The sequence below is a fragment of the Streptomyces sp. genome (assembly GCF_019510245.1).
In the GTDB taxonomy this organism is placed as follows: Bacteria; Actinomycetota; Actinomycetes; order Streptomycetales; family Streptomycetaceae; genus Streptomyces.
The window spans coordinates 89,305-109,831 of sequence record NZ_JAEKKT010000125.1; the positions used below are offsets into that span (position 1 = coordinate 89,305).

The 20,527-nt window shown below is 73.3% G+C and carries 15 protein-coding genes and 1 pseudogene; 9 read left to right on the top strand and 7 right to left on the bottom strand.

All coding sequences use genetic code 11. The features are described 5' to 3' along the window. Positions 1 to 211 precede the first annotated feature (211 nt). Together JF597_RS13905 and JF597_RS13910 are read left to right on the top strand one after the other, a co-directional pair. Entirely contained in the window at positions 212 to 859 is a 648-nt protein-coding gene (locus JF597_RS13905; protein WP_293993660.1) for a ScbR family autoregulator-binding transcription factor, read from the top strand. A gap of 54 nt (positions 860 to 913) precedes the next feature. Then, positions 914 to 2,074 (top strand): damage-control phosphatase ARMT1 family protein, encoded by a 1,161-nt coding sequence (locus JF597_RS13910; protein ID WP_293993662.1) that lies wholly within the window; start codon positions 914 to 916, stop codon positions 2,072 to 2,074. Here the strand turns inward: JF597_RS13910 and JF597_RS13915 are convergent. Continuing rightward, complete coding sequence (locus tag JF597_RS13915) at positions 2,046 to 3,323, bottom strand: cytochrome P450 (protein ID WP_293993664.1); 1,278 nt, start codon at positions 3,321 to 3,323, stop codon at positions 2,046 to 2,048. The two genes, JF597_RS13910 and JF597_RS13915, sit on opposite strands and share 29 nt — an antisense overlap. Before the next feature lie 196 nt (positions 3,324 to 3,519). Here JF597_RS13915 and cyc2 point away from each other — a divergent pair. Then, positions 3,520 to 5,600: pseudogene (cyc2, locus tag JF597_RS13920) on the top strand (germacradienol/geosmin synthase Cyc2). 21 nt (positions 5,601 to 5,621) lie between these two features. On the opposite strand, the gene JF597_RS13925 reads toward cyc2, so the two are convergent. Then, positions 5,622 to 6,455 (bottom strand): hypothetical protein, encoded by an 834-nt coding sequence (locus JF597_RS13925; protein WP_293993666.1) that lies wholly within the window; start codon positions 6,453 to 6,455, stop codon positions 5,622 to 5,624. 103 nt (positions 6,456 to 6,558) lie between these two features. Further along, a complete protein-coding gene (locus JF597_RS13930) occupies positions 6,559 to 6,714 on the bottom strand; it encodes a hypothetical protein (protein WP_293993722.1) in 156 nt (51 codons plus the stop codon). A gap of 134 nt (positions 6,715 to 6,848) precedes the next feature. Between JF597_RS13930 and JF597_RS13935 the strand changes: the two genes are divergently transcribed. The 3 genes from JF597_RS13935 to JF597_RS13945 all read left to right on the top strand — a co-directional run bounded on the left by JF597_RS13935 (position 6,849) and on the right by JF597_RS13945 (position 9,742). Continuing rightward, entirely contained in the window at positions 6,849 to 7,403 is a 555-nt protein-coding gene (locus JF597_RS13935) for a PDZ domain-containing protein (RefSeq protein ID WP_293993668.1), read from the top strand. 188 nt (positions 7,404 to 7,591) lie between these two features. Then, positions 7,592 to 8,722, top strand: coding sequence for an aminopeptidase P family protein (locus tag JF597_RS13940; protein WP_293993670.1), 1,131 nt, complete (start codon positions 7,592 to 7,594; stop codon positions 8,720 to 8,722). 72 nt (positions 8,723 to 8,794) lie between these two features. Next, positions 8,795 to 9,742 (top strand): aminoglycoside phosphotransferase family protein, encoded by a 948-nt coding sequence (locus JF597_RS13945; protein ID WP_293993672.1) that lies wholly within the window; start codon positions 8,795 to 8,797, stop codon positions 9,740 to 9,742. A 108-nt stretch (positions 9,743 to 9,850) separates the two neighbouring features. Here JF597_RS13945 and treZ read toward each other — a convergent pair whose 3' ends face one another. Beyond that, positions 9,851 to 11,596, bottom strand: a complete 1,746-nt coding sequence (gene treZ / locus JF597_RS13950) for a malto-oligosyltrehalose trehalohydrolase (RefSeq protein WP_293993674.1) — start codon at positions 11,594 to 11,596, stop codon at positions 9,851 to 9,853. Between the two features lie 176 nt (positions 11,597 to 11,772). On the opposite strand from treZ, the gene JF597_RS13955 reads away from it, so the two are divergent. The 3 genes from JF597_RS13955 (at position 11,773) to JF597_RS13965 (ending at position 14,246) form a co-directional block, all read left to right on the top strand. After that, positions 11,773 to 12,324: a DUF1707 and FHA domain-containing protein gene (locus tag JF597_RS13955; RefSeq protein WP_293993676.1), complete on the top strand. Its 552-nt coding sequence runs from the start codon at positions 11,773 to 11,775 to the stop codon at positions 12,322 to 12,324. A gap of 141 nt (positions 12,325 to 12,465) precedes the next feature. Further along, complete coding sequence (locus JF597_RS13960) at positions 12,466 to 13,833, top strand: M14 family zinc carboxypeptidase (protein ID WP_293993715.1); 1,368 nt, start codon at positions 12,466 to 12,468, stop codon at positions 13,831 to 13,833. Beyond that, on the top strand, positions 13,830 to 14,246 hold the full coding sequence (locus JF597_RS13965; protein ID WP_293993678.1) for an SSI family serine proteinase inhibitor: 417 nt from the start codon (positions 13,830 to 13,832) through the stop codon (positions 14,244 to 14,246). The genes JF597_RS13960 and JF597_RS13965 overlap by 4 nt, the downstream gene beginning before the upstream one ends. A 61-nt stretch (positions 14,247 to 14,307) precedes the next feature. Here JF597_RS13965 and JF597_RS13970 read toward each other — a convergent pair whose 3' ends face one another. From JF597_RS13970 to glgX, 3 genes are all read right to left on the bottom strand, one after another. Beyond that, a complete protein-coding gene (locus tag JF597_RS13970) occupies positions 14,308 to 15,567 on the bottom strand; it encodes a M14 family zinc carboxypeptidase (protein ID WP_293993717.1) in 1,260 nt (419 codons plus the stop codon). 271 nt (positions 15,568 to 15,838) lie between these two features. After that, entirely contained in the window at positions 15,839 to 18,190 is a 2,352-nt protein-coding gene (gene treY, locus JF597_RS13975; protein WP_293993679.1) for a malto-oligosyltrehalose synthase, read from the bottom strand. A 122-nt stretch (positions 18,191 to 18,312) separates the two neighbouring features. Beyond that, entirely contained in the window at positions 18,313 to 20,421 is a 2,109-nt protein-coding gene (gene glgX, locus JF597_RS13980; protein ID WP_293993681.1) for a glycogen debranching protein GlgX, read from the bottom strand. Between the last annotated feature and the right edge of the window lie 106 nt (positions 20,422 to 20,527).

Here is a 20,527-nt window from a genome sequence, read left to right on the forward strand (position 1 = left end):
CTGCCGACCCCGTTCACGTGGTCGCACGCCCGACTTGTACGCGTCCCGCACCAGGTCCGCACAGTTGCCTCCCGTTGCCGCACGGTGAGCTATCGTGTGCACGGGGTAAAGAAACAAACCGCATGCCCCGTCGGTTTGGAAGCCGTGGCACTCAGAAGGCGTCAAGCCCTGAAGTCGTGAAGTCCCGGAGCCGTGAAGGAGTGTCGAGTCGATGGCGAGGCAGTTACGCGCGGAGCAGACCCGCGCCACGATCATCACGGCCGCCGCCGACCTCTTCGACCGGCACGGCTACGAATCCACCAGCCTGAGCGAGATCGTCGAACACGCGAAGGTCACCAAGGGGGCGCTCTACTTCCACTTCGCCGCCAAGGAGGACCTGGCGCACGCCATCATGGAGCTCCAGTCCCGCACCTCCGGCCAGCTGGTGAGGGAGATGGACAGCCGTGGCTACTCCTCGCTGGAAGCCCTGATGCGCACCACGTTCGCGATCGCGCGGCTCTCCGTCGACGGCCCGATCCCGCGCGCCGGCCTGCGCCTCGCCACCGCGGACGTCACCGTACGGCCGCCGCTCAGGCACCCCTTCACCGAGTGGCTGGAGTTCGCCACGCGCAAACTCCTGGGCGCCGTCAAGGAGTCCGACGTCCACCCGGACATAGACGTCGGCGCGGTCGCACACTCCCTGGTCTGCTTCTTCGTCGGCACCCGGGTGGCCGGCCGCAACCTGGAACCGGTGGGGCGGCTGCCGCGCAGGGTCGCCGAGATGTGGCACCTGATGATCCGCGGCCTGGTCCCGGTGCACCGGCGCGCCCGCTACCTGACCCTCGCCACCCAGCTGGAGCGCGAGATCAGAACCGCCTGACAGGTGCCCTGCGGTGCGGCGGAGCCGGGCGGCCCGCGCGATAGCGTGGCGCGCATGCCCGACTCCGCCGCCGCACCCGTGATCCTCGGCACCACCGGCCCGTTCCCGCACAGCGTCCTGGCCGAACGGCACCCCGCGATCATCCGCCAGGTCCGGGACGCCTTCCCGTACGGCCCCGAGCAGCACCGCGCCCTCGACGCGCTGCTGCACAACTGCACCGAGGGCGTGATCGAACCTCTGCCTGGCGACGCCGGCGCCTGGCGGGACTGGGGCCTGGACACCTACGCCGGCCGGTCCTGGTTCGACGTGCCGTGGCTGTGGTCGGAGAGCTGGTTCTACCGCCGGCTCCTGGACGCCGTCGGCTACTTCGGCCCCGGTCCCTGGCAGGGCATCGACCCCTTCCGCCCCTTCAAGCTCGCCGAACTCGACGCCAAGGAGACCGACGAGGAACTGGCCGCGCTCGACGACCTCGGCGGCGACGCGGACCGGGCCCTGCTGCACGGCTCCCTGTGGGGCAACCGCGCCGACCTCGGCTTCCGGCTCTCCGCCGCAGAGTCGGGCGACGCTGTCGACGCCCTGGTTGCCGACGACAGCGCCGCCCTGTGGCCGCTCCTCCACGGCGGCGGCACCCTGTGCCTCGTCGCCGACAACGCGGGCCGCGAACTCGTCCCCGACCTGCTGCTGATCGCCCACCTCCTGGACACGGACCGCATCGCGCGGGCGCTCCTGCACGTCAAGCCCCATCCGTACTACGTCTCCGACGCCACGACCGCCGACGTGCTCGACGCCCTGCGCAGGCTCACCGCGGCCCCGGGCGCCGCCGCCGGGTACGGCCGTACCCTCTGGTCCGCGATGGCCGACGGCCGCCTCACCGTGCGTGCCCACCCCTTCTCCTGCGCGCCGCTGCCGTACGCCGAGATGCCCGGCGACCTGCGCGCCGAGTTCGCCTCCGCCGCGCTGACGGTCTTCAAGGGCGACCTCAACTACCGCCGTCTGGTGGGCGACCGGCTCTGGCCGCCGACCACCCCCTTCGCCGACGTCACCGCCTGGTTCCCGGGCCCGGTGGCGGCGCTGCGCACCCTCAAGTCCGATGTGGTCACCGGGCTTTCCGCGGACACCGAGGCGGCCCTGGACGCGGCCGAGGCGGAGCGCTGGCGCACGGCCGGCACCCATGCCCTGATCCAGGTCAACCCACGTGCATCGGCAGCGACTTGAGCCCGTTGATGAAGTTCGACACGAGCCGCTCGGCGGGACCGGCGGGCTGCAGCACGGCCGGCGCCCGAGCGTAGAGCGCGCGCAGCTGGAGCCGGGCGAAGTGAGCGCCCAGGCAGACGTGCGGTCCGTCCCCGAAGGACACGTGCGGGTTGGGCGACCGGGTGAGGTCGAGCCGGTCGGGCCCCGCGAAGGCCCGCTCGTCCCGGTTGGCCGAGGCGTGCAGGACGACCACCTTGTCGCCCGCCCTGATGCGCCGCCCGCCCAACATGGTGTCCCGCGTGGCGGTACGGCGGAAGGTCAGCACCGGGGGATGCCAGCGCAGCAACTCGTCCACCGCGCCGTCCGCCGCGGCCTTCCCCGCGCGCAACAGACGGTAGGACTCCGGGTGTTCGGCCAGTGCCAGCAGTCCGCCGGGGGCGGCCGAGCGCACCGTGTCGTTGCCCGCGACGGTCAGCAGGAAGAAGAACATCTCCAGTTCGCCGTCGGCGAGTTCCGCGTCGTGGGCGAGGGCCGTCATGACGTCGTCGGCCGGGTTCCGGCGTTTGTGCGCGGCGAGTTGCCGGGCGTACTCGAACATGTCCCGGAGCATGGCGGGCGACCGCGGGTTCACCGGTCTGCCGTCGCCGTCGCCGTCGCCGTCGAGCGTCCCGGGCCCGGCCTCGTCCGGGTCCTGGTAGCCGATCACCCGCCGCGTCCAGTGCAGCAGCAGCCCCCGGTCGCCCTCCGGGACGCCCAGCAGATCGGCGAGGTTGAGCAGCGCGTACTCGTCGGTGACGGCACCCACCAGGTCCACGGTGCCGTCCCCCGCCCGGGCCGCCTCCAGCACCCGGGCGAACAGGATCCGTGCCCGCTCCCGTACCACCGCCTCGAACCGCTCGATCCGGCCCGGCGTGAAGGCCCGGCTCACCGTCCGCCGCAGCCGCCCGTGCCCCGGCGGATCCTGGTTGAGCATCATGCGCCGGACGAACGGCAGGTCCTCCGGGTCCGGGTCCCGGATCTGGGTCGCACCGAGGTGCGACGAGTACGTCCCCGCGTCCTTGAGCACCCGCACCACGTCCGCGTGCCGTGCCACCGCCCAGAACCCCGGGCCGGCCGGCCACCCCAGTACTTCCGGCTCCCGCTGCCAGGACACCGGGTGGCGGTCGCGCAGGACGCGGTAGTCGGCGTACGGTACGCCGACCGCGTACCGGCGCGGATCGAACACATCGGGGACGGGCGGCGCGTCACCGCCGCCGGCAGAGGTGGTCATGCGACCACGGTGGCCCGTGCGGCAGGACCGGGCAAGACGGGCCGCAGCAGGGCGGCAGCCCGAAGGTGCACTCCGTGAACGCCTCGCGGGAGCCCTGTCCGCCCGGAAATCCCGGTTTCCGTCCCGGTTCACGCGATGGTGTGATCATGTGCCCCGTGGTGGATGGCAGTTGTGGCGCACGGGTAGGGCCCCGGCCATGACGCAGCCGTTCGAACTCCCGCACTTCTACATGCCGTATCCCGCGCGGCTCAACCCGCATCTGGACGAGGCCCGGGCCCACTCCACCGCGTGGGCCCGCGAGATGGGCATGCTGGAGGGTTCCGGGATCTGGACCCAGGCCGACCTGGAGGCACACGACTACGGCCTGCTGTGCAGCTACACCCACCCCGACTGCGACGGCCCCGCCCTCTCGCTGATCACCGACTGGTACGTGTGGGTGTTCTTCTTCGACGACCACTTCCTCGACATGTACAAACGCACCCAGGACCGCGCCGCCGGCAAGGCCCACCTCGACCGGCTCCCGCTCTTCATGCCGCTCGACCCGGCGACGCCCGTGCCGGAGCCGCAGAACCCGGTCGAGGCGGGCCTCGCCGACCTGTGGGCGCGCACGGTGCCGTCGATGTCGGTCGACTGGCGGCGGCGCTTCTCGGTCGCCACCGAGCACCTGCTGAACGAGTCGATGTGGGAGCTGTCCAACATCAACGAGGGGCGGATCGCCAACCCCGTCGAGTACATCGAGATGCGCCGCAAGGTCGGCGGCGCCCCCTGACCTTCGCGGACGCCGTCCACCTGCGCAACGACCTGTTCTCCTACCAGCGCGAGGTGGAGGACGAGGGCGAGAACAGCAACGGCGTCCTGGTCCTGGAGACCTTCTTCGACTGCACCACCCAGGAGGCCGCCGACGCGGTCAACGACATCCTCACCTCCCGCCTCCACCAGTTCGAGCACACCGCCCTCACCGAAGTCCCGGCCCTCGCCGCCGAGAAGGGCCTCACCCCCGCCCAGGCCGCCGCGATCGCCGCCTACACGAAGGGCCTGCAGGACTGGCAGTCCGGCGGCCACGAATGGCACCTGCGCTCCAGCCGCTACATGAACCAGGGCGCCGTCCCGGCCTCCCCCTGGCAGCACCTCACCGGCCCCGGCACCTCCGCCGCCGACGTCGGCGCCCTGCTGGCCGCGGCCGCCGCGGAACGCCTGCGTGCGTACAGCCACGTCCCCTTCCAGCAGGTCGGTCCCTCCCTCCTGCCCGATTTCCACATGCCGTACGAGGTCGAGCTCAACCCGCATCTCGATGCCGCCCGGCCCCGGCTGGCCGCCTGGATGCACGGCACCGGAATGCTGTCCGAGGGCGTCTGGGACGAGGACCGGCTGGCTGCCTCCGACCTCGTACTCTGCGCCGCAGGACTCGACCCCGACGCCGGTCCCGGGGAACTCGACCTCAGCGCCCAGTGGCTGGCATGGGGCACCTATGCCGACGACTACTACCCACGCTGCTTCGGCACCCGGCGCGACCTGGCCGGCGCCCGGCTCGCCACGGCCCGCCTCTCGGCGTGCATGCCCCTCGCCGGCGAACCCGTGCCGGTGCCGGCCACCGGCATGGAACGCGGCCTGACCGACCTGTGGGCCCGCACCACCGCCGGGATGAGCCCCGAGGACCGGCTCGCCCTCAGGCAGTCCGTCGACCGCATGACCGAGAGCTGGCTCTGGGAGATGTCCAATGAGCTCCAGCACCGCATCCCCGACCCGGTCGACTACCTGGAGATGCGCCGGTCCACCTTCGGCTCGGACCTCACCCTGAGCCTGGCCCGCCGTGGCCACGGCCCCGCGATCCCTGCGGAGGTGTACCGCAGCGGCCCGGTGCGCTCCCTGGAGAACGCCGCCATCGACTACGGCATGCTCGTCAACGACGTCTTCTCCTACCAGAAGGAGATCCAGTACGAGGGCGAGCTGCACAACGCCGTCCTCGTCGTCCAGAACTTCTTCGGCGTCGACTACCCGACCGCGCTCCACGTCGTGCACGACCTGATGACCCAGCGGATGCAGCAGTTCGAACACGTCGTCGCGAGCGAACTCCCGGTCGTGTACGACGACTTCGAGCTGCCCGCCGAGGCGCGCGAGGCGGTGGACGCCTACGTCCGCGACCTGCAGAACTGGATGGCCGGCATCCTCAACTGGCACCGGCGCGTCGACCGCTACAAGGCGGACCACCTCGCCCGCCGCGCCCACGGCTTCGTCCCTGACCGCCCACCGCTCGCCCCGTCGCTGCCGGTCGCCTGAGGGTGCCCGGCCCGCGGGTCGCTACCGGAGGGAGGCGTGCAGACCCCGGGCCCGCTCGGCCTGCGCCAGGTCGCCCAGCCGCTCGAACTCCTCGGCCAGCCGGAGCAGCGGCGCCGGATCGAGGTCCTTTCCGCTGCCGGGCCGCAGCAGCAGGCTCCGGTTCACGAACACGTCGTCGAGGCGGCGGATCAGCGCCACCCGGGCGAGCTCGGTCATGCCCTGCTCGGCCGCCAGCCGGGTCCACGTCGACAGCGGCTGGTCGGCCGGGTCGCCGGGGACCTCGTGCCGTACCACTTCCCACAGGGGCGGCCGGGGGTGGGGGTCGAGCAGGTCGTAGGCGCAGCCTTCGTCCGCGTTCAGCAGGAGGAAGTCTGGCTCGGTGCGCAGCAGGGCCGCGTGCAGCACGCCGAGCAGCTCGACCGGGGAGCGGTCGGGCAGGCCCAGGGCGGCGCGGAGTTCGGCGCGCTCCTCGTCGATGCCGTAATACTCGCGGATCTCCTCCTCGATCCCGGCCACGCGCGCGAGGATCGCCGTCTCGCCGTCCGCCGGAGACAGGTGCAGGAGGTCACGCCAGCCCGGCAGGCCGATCACGATCTCCAGCGCCTCGTCGACGGACGCCCCTATGATCCCGGCCGAGCCCTCCGAGTCCGCGTAGAGCAACGAGCCGTCCGCGCACACGAAGTACGTGCCACCGGTGTCGCAGCCCGCCACCGCCTCCAGAGAGTCGCCGGAGGCGAGGCGGACCGGCTCGGCATGGCCGTCGGCGGCCCGGCCCAGGTCGAAGTTGAAAGGGAACGCGGCCAGTTCGGCCAGACGGCGGTGGAGCCGGAGCAGCCGCAGGCAGTGATCGGTCATGTCACAGAACGTAACAGCCGCCACTGACAACGGCCTCGGGTCCCGGCACTCGACGGAGCGACGCCGCCCCCACACCGACGCACCCCCACACCGACGCGCGCCCTCACACCGACCCGCGCACCCGCTCCGTGGCGTGCGCGACCGCCGCCCGGGCCGGCGGCCGGATCACCGCATGCGGGCGCGAGCCGACGCCCGCCGGCTCCGGCTGGAAGAGCGCGGCCCTGCTGCCCCCGCGCACGGCCACCGGTGTCCCCGGCACGGCAAGCCTTGTCGACGGTGCCCAGGGCGCAGGTCAGGGCTGAGCCTTCCCGCCGTTGACCCGGGGTCAGTCTCACTCGTTCGTGGTTCGTCGCGCCCGCGTGCGCCGGGTAGAGCTCGACGTGGAGGCGAACCATGGAACAGACCGCATTGCGTCCCAAGCCGATTCCCGGTCAGGAACGCGGGGACAGCCCCCCACCCGGCCCGGCCCACCGCCCGCATGCCGCGCGCCGGCGCGGCCGCCGGCTCAGGACCCTGCTGTTCGGATCGATCATCGGCACGGTCCTGGTGCTGTCCGGGGTCGGACTGGGCACGGTGGGCGCCACGGTGATCGGCATGAGCAGACTGGCGGAACTGCGGCAGCAGACCCCGCCCACGACACCGAGGCCCGCACCCCCGGCCACCCCCACCCCCTCGCCGACGGCCGCCGCGACCCTGGGCCTGGAGGCCGTGGACGCCGACAAGGTGGGCGCCCTGGTGACGGGCGTCCATGTGCCGGGGCCGGGCTACACGGCGGGACTGGTGCGCGGCGACGTCCTGCTCCAGTTCGGCGCCGACCGGATCGACAGCGCCGCCGACCTGGTCCGGGCGATCGCCCGCGCCCGCCCGGGAAAGGAAGCCCGGCTCACGGTGCGGCACGCGAGCGGGGGCTACCAGCAGCTGACCGTGGTGCCGGGCGTCGTCATCTGAGAACACCCGCACGGGCGCCCCGAAGGGGCGCGGGGAACTGCGCGACCAGCCACAACCCACCCGCACCGGCAAGACAACCGCTACCCGCAACGGCGGCTCTGCCCAAACCGGCTCGCGCGGCCCCGCCGCACCCGGCAGGATGCTCCCCGAGGCCCCGTACACCCACCTCACCGCGTCAGGAGGCCTGAATGACCGGCAGCAACAGGCCCGCCCCCTTCACCGCCGCCGACTACGAGTCCCGCATGACGCGCGCTGCGCGCACCGCTGCGGACGCCGGCCTCGCCGGCCTCCTGATCGCTCCCGGCCCCGACCTGGTGTGGCTCACCGGCTACACCCCCACCGCGGTCACCGAACGGCTCACCCTCCTCGTCCTGACCCCCGGCAGGGACCCCGTACTGATCGTCCCGACCCTCGAAGCCCCCGACGCCGAGAAGGCCGACGGCGCGGCCGTGCTGACCCTGCGGGACTGGACCGACGGGACCGACCCCTACGCCGTGACCGCCGGCCTGCTCGACGGGACCGGCCGGTTCGGTGTCAGCGACAACGCCTGGGCCATGCACCTGCTGGGCCTCCAGAAGACACTCCCCGGCACGTCCTACGCCTCTCTCACCGACGCGCTGCCCATGCTCCGCGCCGTGAAGGACACGGCCGAGCTCGAGCTCCTCGCCGCCGCCGGCGCGGCCGCCGACTCGACGTTCGAGGAGATCCGCAAGGTTCCCTTCGCCGGCCGCCGCGAGTCCGACGTCGGCCACGACCTCGCCGACCTGCTGCGCCGCTTCGGCCACGACCAGGTCGACTTCACCATCGTCGGCTCGGGCCCCAACGGCGCCAACCCGCACCACGAGGTCGGCGACCGGGTCATCCAGGACGGGGACATGGTCGTCCTCGACTTCGGCGGCCTCAAGGACGGCTACGGCTCCGACACCACCCGCACCGTGCACGTGGGCCCGCCCACCGCCGAGGAGCGCGAGGTGCACGACATCGTGCGCGCCGCCCAGGAGGCGGGCTTCCGGGCCGTTCGCCCCGGCGTCGCCTGCCAGGAGGTCGACCGGGCCGCCCGCGCGGTCATCGCCGACGCCGGGTACGGCGAGTTCTTCATCCACCGCACCGGCCACGGCATCGGCGTCACCACGCACGAGCCGCCGTACATGATCGAGGGCGAGGAGCAGCCGCTCGTGCCCGGGATGTGCTTCTCCGTGGAGCCCGGCATCTATCTGCCGGGCCGCTTCGGCGTGCGCATCGAGGACATCGTCACGGTGACCGCGGACGGCGGCCGTCGTTTCAACAACACCACCCGCGAGATGGTGGTGGTGGGCTGACCGGCCCGGCCCCGGAACCATCCGCTCGCCCCCACCTCCCTCTACCCACCCCGAACGGCAACGGCGCGATCCATGACCCAGGCACCGACTCCCACCGCGGACACCGTCCGCCGACTGGTCCGCTCGCTGCTCAAGGAGGGTGCGGGCGGCGCCTCGGGCCCCGACGTGCGGCCCGTCGCGGAGGGCGGTGAACACTCCACCTGGTGGGTCGGCACCCGGCATGTGCTGCGCCTCGCCCCCGACCGGGACGCCTCCGTCCGCCAGCGCCGCGAACTGCGGCTGCGCGATCTGCTGCGGCCGCACCTGCCGGTGGCCGTCCCGGCCGGGGTGGCGCACGGCGAGTGGGCGCCGGGGCTGACGTACACGCTGGACACCGTGATCCCCGGGGGTACGGCCGAGGAGCACGACGTCTCCGCGGTCGGCGAGGCGGACCTGGCCGGGCTGCTCACCGGGCTCCGTGAGGTGCCCGTACGGCAGGCCGAGACGCTCGGCGTGCCGCGCACCCCGCCGCGCTCCCTGGAGGCGCTGCGCCGCATGGCCGTGACCGCCGCCGAACGGCTCGCCGCCGCCGACGAGTTCGACCCCGCCCGGCTGCTCCAGCTCACCCCGCCGGGCGCCGCCCAGCTCGCAGCCCAGCCCGGTACCGCCGTGCTGGTCCACCACGACCTCAAGGGCGAGCACCTGGTGGTCAGCGCCGACGGCAGGGTGCGCGGCGTCCTCGACTGGACCGACGCGGCGGTCGGCGATCCCGCCGAGGACATCGCCGGGCTCGCCCTCGCGGTCGGCTCCGGCGCCGCCGTCCGCGCGGCCACCCTCGCCGGCTACGGCGCCCGCCCCTGTCTGCGCGGCCTGTGGCTGGCCCGCTGCGACACCGTCGTCCGCCTCACCGACCGCATCGAAGGCCGCGACGACAGCCCCCTGCCGCTGCTGCGCACCCGACTCCGGCGCGCCTGGGAGGCGATCTTGCTGGAGCGGGTGACCGAACTGCGCGAGGACGCCGAGGACGACGACGAGCTGTAGCGGGGCGCCCGGCGCCCCGGGCCCGACCCGGGCCTGCCCCGACCCGGGCCTGCCCCGCCCCGGGTCAGGCCGGGGTGAGGCCCCGGTCAGGCCGGGGTGAAGCCCGGGTCAGGCCTGGGTCAGCACCACGCACGACTCGCCCGGCACGCGCAGTACCCCGTCCGTGTCCGGCGACGCCACGCTGTCCCACGCGGCCAGGACCTCCACCCGCCCGGTGCCGAGCGGGATCGCGGCCGGCTCCTTGCCCAGGTTCACCGCCACCCGGACGTCCCCGCGCCGGAACGCGAGCCAGCGTGCCGCCTCGTCGTACGCCACCTTGGTGTCGGCGAGATCGGGATCGGTGAGGTCCGGCTGCTCGCGGCGCAGCGCCAGCAGACGGCGGTACCAGGCCAGCACGCGCGCGTGCGGCTCGCGTTCCGGCTCCGACCAGTCCAGGCAGGAACGGTCCCGGGTCGCCGGGTCCTGAGGGTCGGGCACGTCCTCCTCGGCCCACCCGTGCGCCGCGAACTCCCGCCGCCTGCCGCGTCGTACGGCCTCCGCCAGGTCCGGGTCCGTGTGGTCGGTGAAGAACTGCCAGGGGGTGCCGGCCGCCCACTCCTCGCCCATGAACAGCATCGGCGTGAAGGGTGCGGTCAGGCTCAGCGTGGCCGCGCAGGCCAGCAGGCCGGGGGAGAGGGCCGCCGAAAGCCGGTCGCCCTGGGCGCGGTTGCCGACCTGGTCGTGGGTCTGGGTGTAGCCGAGCAGCCGGTGCCCGGCCACCTGCGCGCGGTCCAGCGGGCGTCCGTGCCGGCGGCCGCGGAAGCTGGAGTAGGTGCCGTCGTGGAAGTAGCCGCCCGTGAGCGTCTTGGCGAGGGCGGCGAGCGGGGCGCGGGCGAAGTCGGCGTAGTAGCCCTGGGACTCGCCGGTCAGCGCGGCGTGCAGGGCGTGGTGGAAGTCGTCGTTCCACTGCGCGTCCAGGCCGAGCCCGTGCTCCGCGCGCGGGGTGATGACCCGCGGGTCGTTCAGGTCGGACTCGCCGACCAGGAACAGCGGCCGGCCCGACTGGGCCGCCAGAGCGGCCACCGCGGCCGACAGCTCCTCCAGGAAGTGGCACGCGCGCGTGTCGCACAACGCGTGCACCGCGTCCAGGCGCAGCCCGTCGATCCGGTAGTCGCGCAGCCAGGCCAGTGCGCTGCCCACCAGATAGGCACGCACCTCGTCCGACCCGGGTGCGTCCAGGTTGACCGCGGAGCCCCAGGGTGTCTGGTGCGCGTCCGTGAAGTACGGCCCGAACGCGGGCAGGTAGTTGCCGGACGGGCCGAGGTGGTTGTGCACGACGTCCAGGACGACACCGAGGCCGAGTTCATGAGCCCGGTCGACAAAGCGCTTCAGCGACTCGGGGCCGCCGTACGGCTCGTGCACCGCCCACAGCGACACGCCCTCGTACCCCCAGCCGTGCCGGCCGGGGAACGGACACAGCGGCATCAACTCCACGTGCGTGACGCCCAGTTCCCGTAGGTGCTCCAGGCGGGCGGCGGCCGCGTCCAGGGTGCCCTCGGGGGTGTAGGTGCCCACGTGGAGCTCGTAGAGGACCGCGCCGGGCAGCGCGCGTCCCGGCCAGGCGGCTCGCCACTCGTGGAGCTCGTGGTCGACGACCGCGCTGAGCCCGTCCGGTCCGTCCGGCTGGCGGCGCGAGCGCGGGTCGGGCAGCACCGGGCCGTCGTCCAGGGCGAACCCGTACCGCGTGCCGTCCTCGGCGTCCGCCTCCCCGATCCACCAGCCGGACCGTCCCGGGGCGCGCTCCAACGCGCGCGTGGCGCCGTCGCAATGGAGCGTCACACGGTCTGCCTGCGGTGCCCACACCTCGAACTGCACGGACGGTCCCCTTCGTCTGGCTCATCGTGAGGTAGTACGTCCATCGTGCCGTGAAAAGAGATCAATCCGCTTTGAATCCCGGCTTTGCGGGGCGGGTGTCGCCGTACGTACGCGCGTGGGACGGCCGTTTCCCCGTTTTCTGGACACCCGGGGTTCACTGACCCAGAATCGGCAGCGTGACGTCGTCCTTCGAGTTCCACACCTACCCCGCGCGGCTGTCCGACGCGGAGCGCGACAAGGCGCTGAGCGTGCTGCGTGACGGCGTCGCCATGGGACGGCTGTCGCACGACACGTTCGTGCGCCGCATGGAACTGGCGCTCGCCGCCCGCCGCTCCGACGAACTCGCCGCGCTCACCGCCGACCTGCCCCGGGAGAACCGCTTCGCGCGCATGCTCTTCGGCAGCGTCGAGGCCGTCTCCGGCTTCACCGTGCGGCTGCGCCGGGCCTGGCAGGCCGAGCGGCTGCCCAAGCTGCTGCTGCCGCATCCGGGCAACGGACACCCGCTGCGCATCGGCCGCGACCCCGCCAACGGGCTCCGGCTCAACCACGAGACGGTCTCCCGGGTGCACGCCGAACTCCGTCGCCAGGGCGGCCTGTGGGTCCTCAGGGACCTCGGCTCCACCAACGGCACGACCGTGAACGGCCGTCGGGTGATCGGCGCCGCCGTCGTCCGCGAGGGCGACCAGGTCGGATTCGGCCGGATGGCCTTCCGGCTCGCGATCGACTGACCCCCGGGCCCGGCCGCCGCCACCTGGACCTGTCCGGCGCGATGGCTGAAAAGTGTTTGTCCGCCGCGGTGTTGACGTACCCCCTAAGTCGTGACTGACTGTGCGTACATCATGCACACCATGTGAACCGACGGCACCGCTCTGTGGAGGTGTGACCTGCCGCCCCTCCTCCGCTACCCGTCCGTGGACGAACTCGCCTCGCGGGCGGCCGCACTGGTCGCCGAGCGCCCCCGTGACGCCCGGCTGCGCAGGGCCGGTGTCTCCCGCGCGGGCACGCCGATGTGGCTGCTTTCCATCGGTCACGGCACCCGTCACGTCCTCGTCGTCGCGGGCCCGCACGCCAACGAACCCGTCGGCGGCGCCACCGTGCTGCGCCTCGCCGAGCGCGTCCTCACCGACCCGAGGCTCACCGACGACGCCGACGTCACCTGGAACCTGCTGCTGTGCCTGGACCCCGACGGCTCACGGCGCAACGAGGGCTGGCTGGCCGGGCCGTACACCCTCGGCCACTACTTCCGGAACTTCTTCCGGCCCGGCTTCCTGGAGCAGCCCGAGTGGCTGCCCGACGGGGCGGACGCCGCCGCGCTGCCCGAGACCCGGGCACTGCTCGGCCTCCAGGACGAGCTGCGGCCCTTCCTCCAGTGCTCGCTGCACGGCGTCGACGTCGGCGGCGGCTTCGTCGAGCTGACCCGCGAGCTGCCCGGCCTCGACCGGCGCCTCGCGCACACCGCGACCCGGCTCGGCATCCCCCGCGAACTCGGCGCGTACGACACCCTGTACTGGCCCGCCCTGGGCCAGGCCGTCTACCGCGTCCCGCCGCCCCGCCGGGGCGACCTGGCCGCCGCCATCACCGAGGCCGCCGTCGAGTCCACCTGGTTCCACCCCTACCGGCACGGCACCGTCACCGCCATCGTCGAGGCGCCCATGTGGGGCGTGGCCGCCGTGCAGGACGGCACCCCGCCGGCCGACCGGGACGCGGCGCTGCGCTCGGTCAGCCGGACCCTGCGGCGCGACACGGAGCTCCTGGACGGCATCCTGGCCCGGGTCCGGCCGCAGCTGTCCACGGCGCCGGACGCGGCCCGGCTGCTCGCGCCGGTCGACGACTACCTGCTGGTCCGCCCCGGCCTCGCCGACGCCTGGGACCCCGACACGGACACCGGCAGCACCCGCCCGCTGCCCCCGCTGACCTCCGCCCATCTGGCCGCACTGCGCATCGCTGGGCGCCGGCTGGCCCTGCGCACCGCCGGGATGCTGCACCAGCTCCTGCGCAGCACCGGCCAGGACCCGGCCGCCGCCCTGCCCGACCTGGACCGGCTGATCGACACCTGGTGCGCGGACTTCCACGACGCCCTGGGCGCGCGCTGGATCCCGGTCGCCCGCCAGGCCGAGTACCAGACGCGGGTGGTCCTGAGCGCCTTCGAGCTGGCCCACCGCCACGCGCGCGGGCTTGCCCGTTCGGGTGAGTCGGACTGGGGGACCGAGCCCGCCGTGCCGATGCACGGGGAATGACACCTCTCAGCAAAGCGACAGCGGCCGCCGGTGCCCTGCTGGCCGCGGCCGCCCTCCTCGCCGCCGGCCCCGCCCAGGCCGCGCCGGGCGGGACGCGCGACGGCGACTACCTGTACCTGACCGTCACCCAGGGCGAGAACCAGTCCGGCGACGCCCGCGGCACCGTCCTGCTGTGCGACCCGCCCCAGGGGCACTCGCACGCGGCCGAGGCCTGTGCCGAACTCGCCGCGGCGGACGGCGACGTCGCCCGCCTCACCCCGGCCAAGGACGCGATGTGCCCGATGGTCTACGCCCCGGTGACCGCCCAGGCGCGCGGCCAGTGGAACGGCAGGCCGGTCGAGTACCGCGAGACGTTCTCGAACTCCTGCCAGATGGCGGCCCGGACCGGTCCGGTCTTCGCCCTCGACGACTGAGCCCGGGGGCGGCGTGCGGTCCCCGGCGCCGGGCTCCGGAGCCGGACCTCACGCCGCCCGCTCACGCCGCCCGCTCACGCGCGTGCTGCGCGGCCGCCAGCACCGTCCGGGACTGATGCTCCACCTGGCGCTCCAACGGCACCCAGCGGGCCCCGAAACGCTCGCCGTAGGCCTCGCACCAGGCGGCCACCAGCTCCTCCAGCCGCGGTGCCGCGCAGTCCTCCGCCTCCCGCAGCACCCGCAGCAGCATCGACGCGGCCCGCAACGGCAGCCGCCGCCCGAAGGCGTCCACACTGCCGACGTACGCCATCGTGGTGTCGACCGGCGGCCGCTGGATCCAGTCCTCGGCCAGCCCGGGGATCAGCCCCAGCGCCCACCGGGCGGCCCGCAGCAGCGGTCCGTCCAGGCCGCTCAGGCCGTCCAGCCTGGGCAGCGCCTCGGCCAGCACCCGCTCCACCTCCCGCGAGTCCCGCAGCAGCCGCAGGGCCAGCCGCCGCATCGCCGCCGCCGGCGCCGGGTGCGGCGCCGGGTCGTCGACCAGGTCGCTCGCCCACATCGGCACCTCGACCACCGCCGTGAGCCCGCCGTACCGGTGCGCGTGGTACCAGGTGCTGTGCCGCGCGTCGTCGGGCATGCTCGGGTACGCCACCCCGGTCTCCGGACCGGGCATCACCCGCACCCCGGGCCCGGAGTGCGGCCAGCCCGCGGCGTCCGAGGCGCCTGTCTCCACCGGGATGTGCAGCTCCGCGGCGGACTTGGCGAACGGTTCGGCGAGCCCCGGCACGTCCCGCGTCAACTGCACCCAGCTACCGCCCAGGTCGGTGCCGTGCAGGGTCACCTGGAGGTAGGGGCGCAGCTCGTCGATCACCCCGAGCAGGGCCCGGGTCTCGGGCGGCAGCCGGTCCGGCGGCAGCACCGACGGCGACCACTCCGGCTGCTCGGGGCCCGCCGGCCGGTAGAAGCCGAGGTGGTAGTCGAACAGGCTGCGCGGGGCCGGGGTGACGTGCAGGCTCGCCCCGTCCGGGTCCGCGCAGAGCAGGAAGTGCCAGGAGTTCTCCGCCCGCAGTTCCCGCTCGTTCAGCACTCGTTCGGCCAGTACCTGGAGGGTGCCGCCTCCGGTCGGCTCGTTGGCGTGGGCACCCGCGACCACCAGGACCGCCCGCCGGGCGTGTCCCACGGACAGCAGGTGCAGCGGTCTGCCCGCGCGGGACACGCCGATCTGCCGCAACGTGCACAGGCCGGGCCGGTGAGCGGCCAGCGCCCGGGCGGTGGCGACGAGTTCGGGAACACTGGGGTAACGCAGCTCCGGCAGGAGACTCACCCCCGACTTGTCCGCCCGGCTTCGCATTCCCCAGTCCCGCACGGCATAGGTGAACTGTCAAGAACCTCCCGGGGGAGGCTCCAGGGGGCGCCCGGAGGCATGGGCCGCCGGCCTGTGGAGCTGTTGACGCGGACGGGGGTGCGAAGCCACTACGGGGCGCGGAACGGCTCCGCGCGCCGATAACCGACGCCGCCGGCGCCCGGCGAGTTTCAGCAAACCGACGGATCAGCCACATATTCACTCGTACGAGTGAATTCTGGTGCCGATTCCGTCAGCCCTCGTCCCCCACCCGCTCCAGCAGCGCCACCGGCAGCCCCTCGAAGAGCTCGCCCACGCGCGCGTGCCCCGTGAACTCCCGCCCCGGCGCCAGCGCGTCGGCCCACCGTCCCGGCGGCAACGCCAGGACCGTGTCCCGCCAGCCGCCCGCGGCGGCCAGCCGCAGTGACAGCCGGGTCACCGCGGTGACCACCTCCCCGGAGCGCGCGAACGCCAGACAGTGCGCCGCGGCCGGCCCCTCGGCGGTCAGCGGTGCATACGTCGCCGTGTCGCCGAAGACGTCCGGTCGCCTGGCCCGCAGCCGCAGCGCCGCCGCCGTCACCGCGTCCTTCTCGCCCGGGTGTTCCGGCGGGAAGGAGACCGGCCGCCGGTTGTCCGGGTCCACCAGCGCCCGGTACTCGCCCTCGGTGCCCTGGTAGACGTCCGGCACCCCCGGCATCGTCAGCTGGACCAGGGCCGTGCCCAGCACGTTCGCCCGGACGTGCGGCTCCAGCGCGGCCCGGAACGCCGCCACGCGCTCTCCCGGCGCCCCGCACGGCCCCGCCGCGACGAACGAGACCACCGCCTCCTCGTACGGCGGCTCCTGCTCCGTCCAGCTCGTGTACAGGCCCGCCTCCCGCACGTGCTTGACCAGCGCCCCCCGGACCCGCTCCGGAGCCGCCGGGCCGAGCCCGAACACCGTCTGCCAGGCCGCCCAGGCCAGCTGCGCGTCCGGCACCCCCTCCCCGTCCCGGGTCACCTCGGCCAGCAGGTCCGCCCAGCGCTCCGGGCACTCCGTGAGCACCGCCAGCGCGGCCCGCACGTCGGCGCTGCGCTTGGTGTCGTGCGTCGTCACCACCGTCCCGGTGAGCGGCCAGTCGCGCTGCACGCGCGCGCAGTACGCGTGGAAGACGTCGGGGGAGACGCCCGGGCTGCCCGGGTTCCCACCCACCTCGGTCGCCGACAGCAGCGGCACGTAGCGGTAGAACGCCGTGTCCTCGACGGACTTGGCCCGCAGTGCCGACGCGGTCTGCGCGAACCGCGCCCGGAACTCCGCGACCGCCGGCCCGTCCCCCGCCAGGAGCAGCCCGCGCACCACGTCCACCGCCCCGCCCTCCGCGGGCACCACGAAGGCCCGCCGGGCCTCCTCGGCGGCCTCCGCGGTGACCACGGCGGCCACGTCGCCGGACGAGTAGGGCCGGTACACCGGCATCCGCACCAGCAGTTCCTGCAGCGCGGTGCGCAGCGCCCAGGGCGCCCGGTCGCGCAGCGCGGGATCCGGCGACGTCGCGCACACGCGCGTGGCCGCCCGCGTCAGCCGGTCCGTCTCGGCCGCCAGCTCGTGCGTGAGCACCTTGTACGCCGCCCGCCGCGCCGTGGCCGCCCAGTCGCCGCCCCGGTCCGTCTGCGGGGCGGCGAACCTCCGGTACCGGCCCAGCAGTTCACCGGCGCCCGCGGGATCCGTGAACAGGCCGTCCACGTGCCGCAGGGCGTCGTACCCGGTGGTGCCCGCGACGGGCCAGCCGGCCGGCAGGTGTTCGCCGTCGGCCAGGATCTTCTCCACCACGGTCCAGCGGCCGCCGGTCGCCTCGTGCAGCCGCGCCAGGTAGCCGTCGGGGTCGGCGAGGCCGTCGGGATGGTCGACGCGCAGCCCGTCCACCACGCCCTCGCGCAGCAGCTGGAGGATCTTGGCATGGGTGGCCTCGAACACCTCCGGGTCCTCCACCCGCACCCCGATCAGCTCCGAGATGCTGAAGAACCGCCGGTAGTTCAGCTCGGTACGGGCCAGCCGCCACCACACCGGGCGGTACCACTGGGCGTCCAGCAGCTCCGGCAGCGGCAGGTCCGCGGTGCCGTCGCGGAGCGGGAAGGCGTGCTCGTGATAGCGCAGCACGTCACCGTCGACCACGAGCTCCCCGAGCACCTCGCCGACCGGCCCGCCCAGCACCGGCACCAACAGCTGGCCGCCCTGCGCCTCCCAGTCGATGTCGAACCAGCGCGCGTACGGCGACTTCGGGCCCTCCCGGAGCACCTCCCACAGCGCGTGGTTGTGCCGGGGGGACATCGCCATGTGGTTCGGCACGATGTCCACGACGAGGCCGAGACCGTGTTCCCGCGCGGTGCGCGACAGGGCGCGGAGCGCCTCCTCGCCGCCGAGTTCCTCGCGTACGCGCGCGTGGTCGACGACGTCGTAGCCGTGCGTGGAGCCCGGGACGGCCTCCAGGACGGGGGAGAGGTGGAGGTGGGAGACGCCGAGCGAGGCCAGGTACGGCACGGCAGAGGACGCCGCCGAGAAGGGGAAGGCGGGCTGGAGCTGGAGTCGGTAGGTGGAGGTCGGGACGGTGGGGGTGGTTCGCTCGGCTGTCATGCGGACCTATGTACCCGTCTGGTTGGGTTTTGTGTCACGGTGCGGGCCGGTGGGGGCTTGTCGCGCAGTCCCCCCCAGCCTTCGGCCGGGGGGGGACCCCCAGCGCCCCCAAGGGGCGCGCCTTATGCCGGCCTCTTCAGCACAGTCAGGCTCCGGCCCACCAACGTCAGGCGTTCGCCCCCGTCCACCTTCAGTCCGGGTGGCACCGGCTCCACCTGCGCGGTGTCGACCACCACCTCCCACTGCCGACCGTGGTTGATCGGCACCGAGAACTCCAAGGGCCCCGGCGACGCGTTGAACATCAGCAGGAACGAGTCGTCGGCGATCCGCTGCCCCCGCGTGTCCGGTTCCGAGATCGCGTTCCCGTTGAGGAACACCGTGAGGGCCGAGGCCTGGGCCGAGTCCCAGTCCTGCTGGGTCATCTCATGCCCCTCGGGGGTGAACCACGCGATGTCGGAGAGCTCGTCGTGGGTGCCCTCGACCGGGCGGCCGTGGAAGAAGCGGCGGCGCCGGAAGACCGGGTGATCCTTGCGCAGCCGCGCCATCGCGCGCGTGAAGGCCAGCAGTTCGCTGCCGTCCTCGGGAGCCGGCCAGTCCACCCAGGACAGCTCGTTGTCCTGGCAGTACGCGTTGTTGTTGCCCTGCTGGGTGCGCGCGAACTCGTCGCCGTGGCCGAGCATCGGCACGCCCTGGGACAGCATCAGCGTGGCGATGAAGTTCCGCATCTGACGCTCGCGCAGTTCGAGGATCGCGGGGTCGTCGGTGTGGCCCTCGACCCCGCAGTTCCACGACCGGTTGTGGCTCTCGCCGTCCCGGTTGTCCTCTCCGTTGGCCTGGTTGTGCTTGTCGTTGTACGACACCAGGTCGTGCAGGGTGAAGCCGTCGTGGCAGGTGACGAAGTTGATGGAGGCCAGCGGCCGGCGGCCGTCGTCCTGGTACAGGTCGGAGGAGCCGGTCAGCCGGGACGCGAACTCCGCGAGCGCGCGCGGCTCGCCCCGCCACAGGTCGCGCACGGTGTCGCGGTACTTGCCGTTCCACTCGGTCCACAGCGGCGGGAAGTTGCCCACCTGGTAGCCGCCCTCGCCGACGTCCCAGGGCTCGGCGATCAGCTTCACCTGCGAGACGACCGGGTCCTGCTGCACCAGGTCGAAGAAGGACGACAGCCGGTCCACCTCGTGGAACTGCCGGGCCAGGGTCGCCGCGAGGTCGAAGCGGAAGCCGTCGACGTGCATCTCGGTCACCCAGTACCGCAGCGAGTCCATGATCATCTGGAGGACGTGCGGGGACCGCATCAGCAGCGAGTTGCCGGTGCCGGTGGTGTCCATGTAGTACCGCGGGTCGTCCGTCAGACGGTAGTAGGACGGGTTGTCCAGGCCGCGGAAGGAGAGCGTCGGGCCCAGGTGGTTGCCCTCGGCGGTGTGGTTGTAGACCACGTCGAGGATCACCTCGATGCCGGCCTCGTGCAGCGCGCGGACCGCCGACTTGAACTCCAGGACCTGCTGGCCGCGGTCGCCCCAGGACGCGTACGCGTTGTGCGGCGCGAAGAAGCCGATGGTGTTGTAGCCCCAGTAGTTGTTCAGGTCCATGTCGACCAGCCGGTGGTCGTTCACGAACTGGTGGACCGGCATCAGCTCCAGGGCGGTGACGCCCAGCGCCGTCAGGTGGTCGATGACGGCCGGGTGGGCCAGGCCCGCGTAGGTGCCGCGCAGCTCCTCCGGCAGGCCAGGGTGGCGCATGGTCAGGCCCTTCACGTGGGCCTCGTAGATCACGGTGTGGTGGTATTCGGTGCGCGGCCGCCGGTCGTCGCCCCAGTCGAAGTACGGGTTGATCACCACCGACGTCATGGTGTGCGGTGCCGAGTCCAGGTCGTTGCGCTTGTCGGGGTCGCCGAAGTGGTAGCCGTACACCTCCTCGCCCCAGCGCACCGACCCGCTGACCGCCTTCGCGTACGGGTCGAGCAGCAGCTTCGCCGAGTTGCAGCGCAGCCCGCGCGCGGGATCGTACGGGCCGTGCACCCTGAAGCCGTACCGTTGCCCCGGCATCACGCCGGGCAGGTAGGCGTGCCGCACGAAGGCGTCGCTCTCGCGCAGTTCCACCGCCGTCTCGGAGCCGTCGTCGTGCAGCAGACACAGCTCCACTCGGTCCGCGGCCTCCGTGAAGACCGCGAAGTTGGTCCCGGCGCCGTCGTACGTGGCGCCGAGCGGATATGCCTCTCCAGGCCAGACCTGCATGAAGTCGACTCTTCCAGGTGTGTCCCGCGCCCGAGGGCGCCTTGGTCATGAGTCTGCCCGAAAGTAATGGAACCCCTCCTGGCTTACGGCCCTCTTACCCGCCGAC

Coding starts and splice junctions, on each gene's coding strand:
- JF597_RS13905 (WP_293993660.1), top strand. CDS start 212: ATGGCGAGGCAGTTACGCGCGGAGCAGACCCGCGCCACGATCATCACG.
- JF597_RS13925 (WP_293993666.1), bottom strand. CDS start 6,455: ATGACCGATCACTGCCTGCGGCTGCTCCGGCTCCACCGCCGTCTGGCC.
- JF597_RS13915 (WP_293993664.1), bottom strand. CDS start 3,323: ATGACCACCTCTGCCGGCGGCGGTGACGCGCCGCCCGTCCCCGATGTG.
- treY (WP_293993679.1), bottom strand. CDS start 18,190: ATGACAGCCGAGCGAACCACCCCCACCGTCCCGACCTCCACCTACCGA.
- JF597_RS13945 (WP_293993672.1), top strand. CDS start 8,795: ATGACCCAGGCACCGACTCCCACCGCGGACACCGTCCGCCGACTGGTC.
- JF597_RS13965 (WP_293993678.1), top strand. CDS start 13,830: ATGACACCTCTCAGCAAAGCGACAGCGGCCGCCGGTGCCCTGCTGGCC.
- JF597_RS13935 (WP_293993668.1), top strand. CDS start 6,849: ATGGAACAGACCGCATTGCGTCCCAAGCCGATTCCCGGTCAGGAACGC.
- JF597_RS13910 (WP_293993662.1), top strand. CDS start 914: ATGCCCGACTCCGCCGCCGCACCCGTGATCCTCGGCACCACCGGCCCG.
- JF597_RS13940 (WP_293993670.1), top strand. CDS start 7,592: ATGACCGGCAGCAACAGGCCCGCCCCCTTCACCGCCGCCGACTACGAG.
- glgX (WP_293993681.1), bottom strand. CDS start 20,421: ATGCAGGTCTGGCCTGGAGAGGCATATCCGCTCGGCGCCACGTACGAC.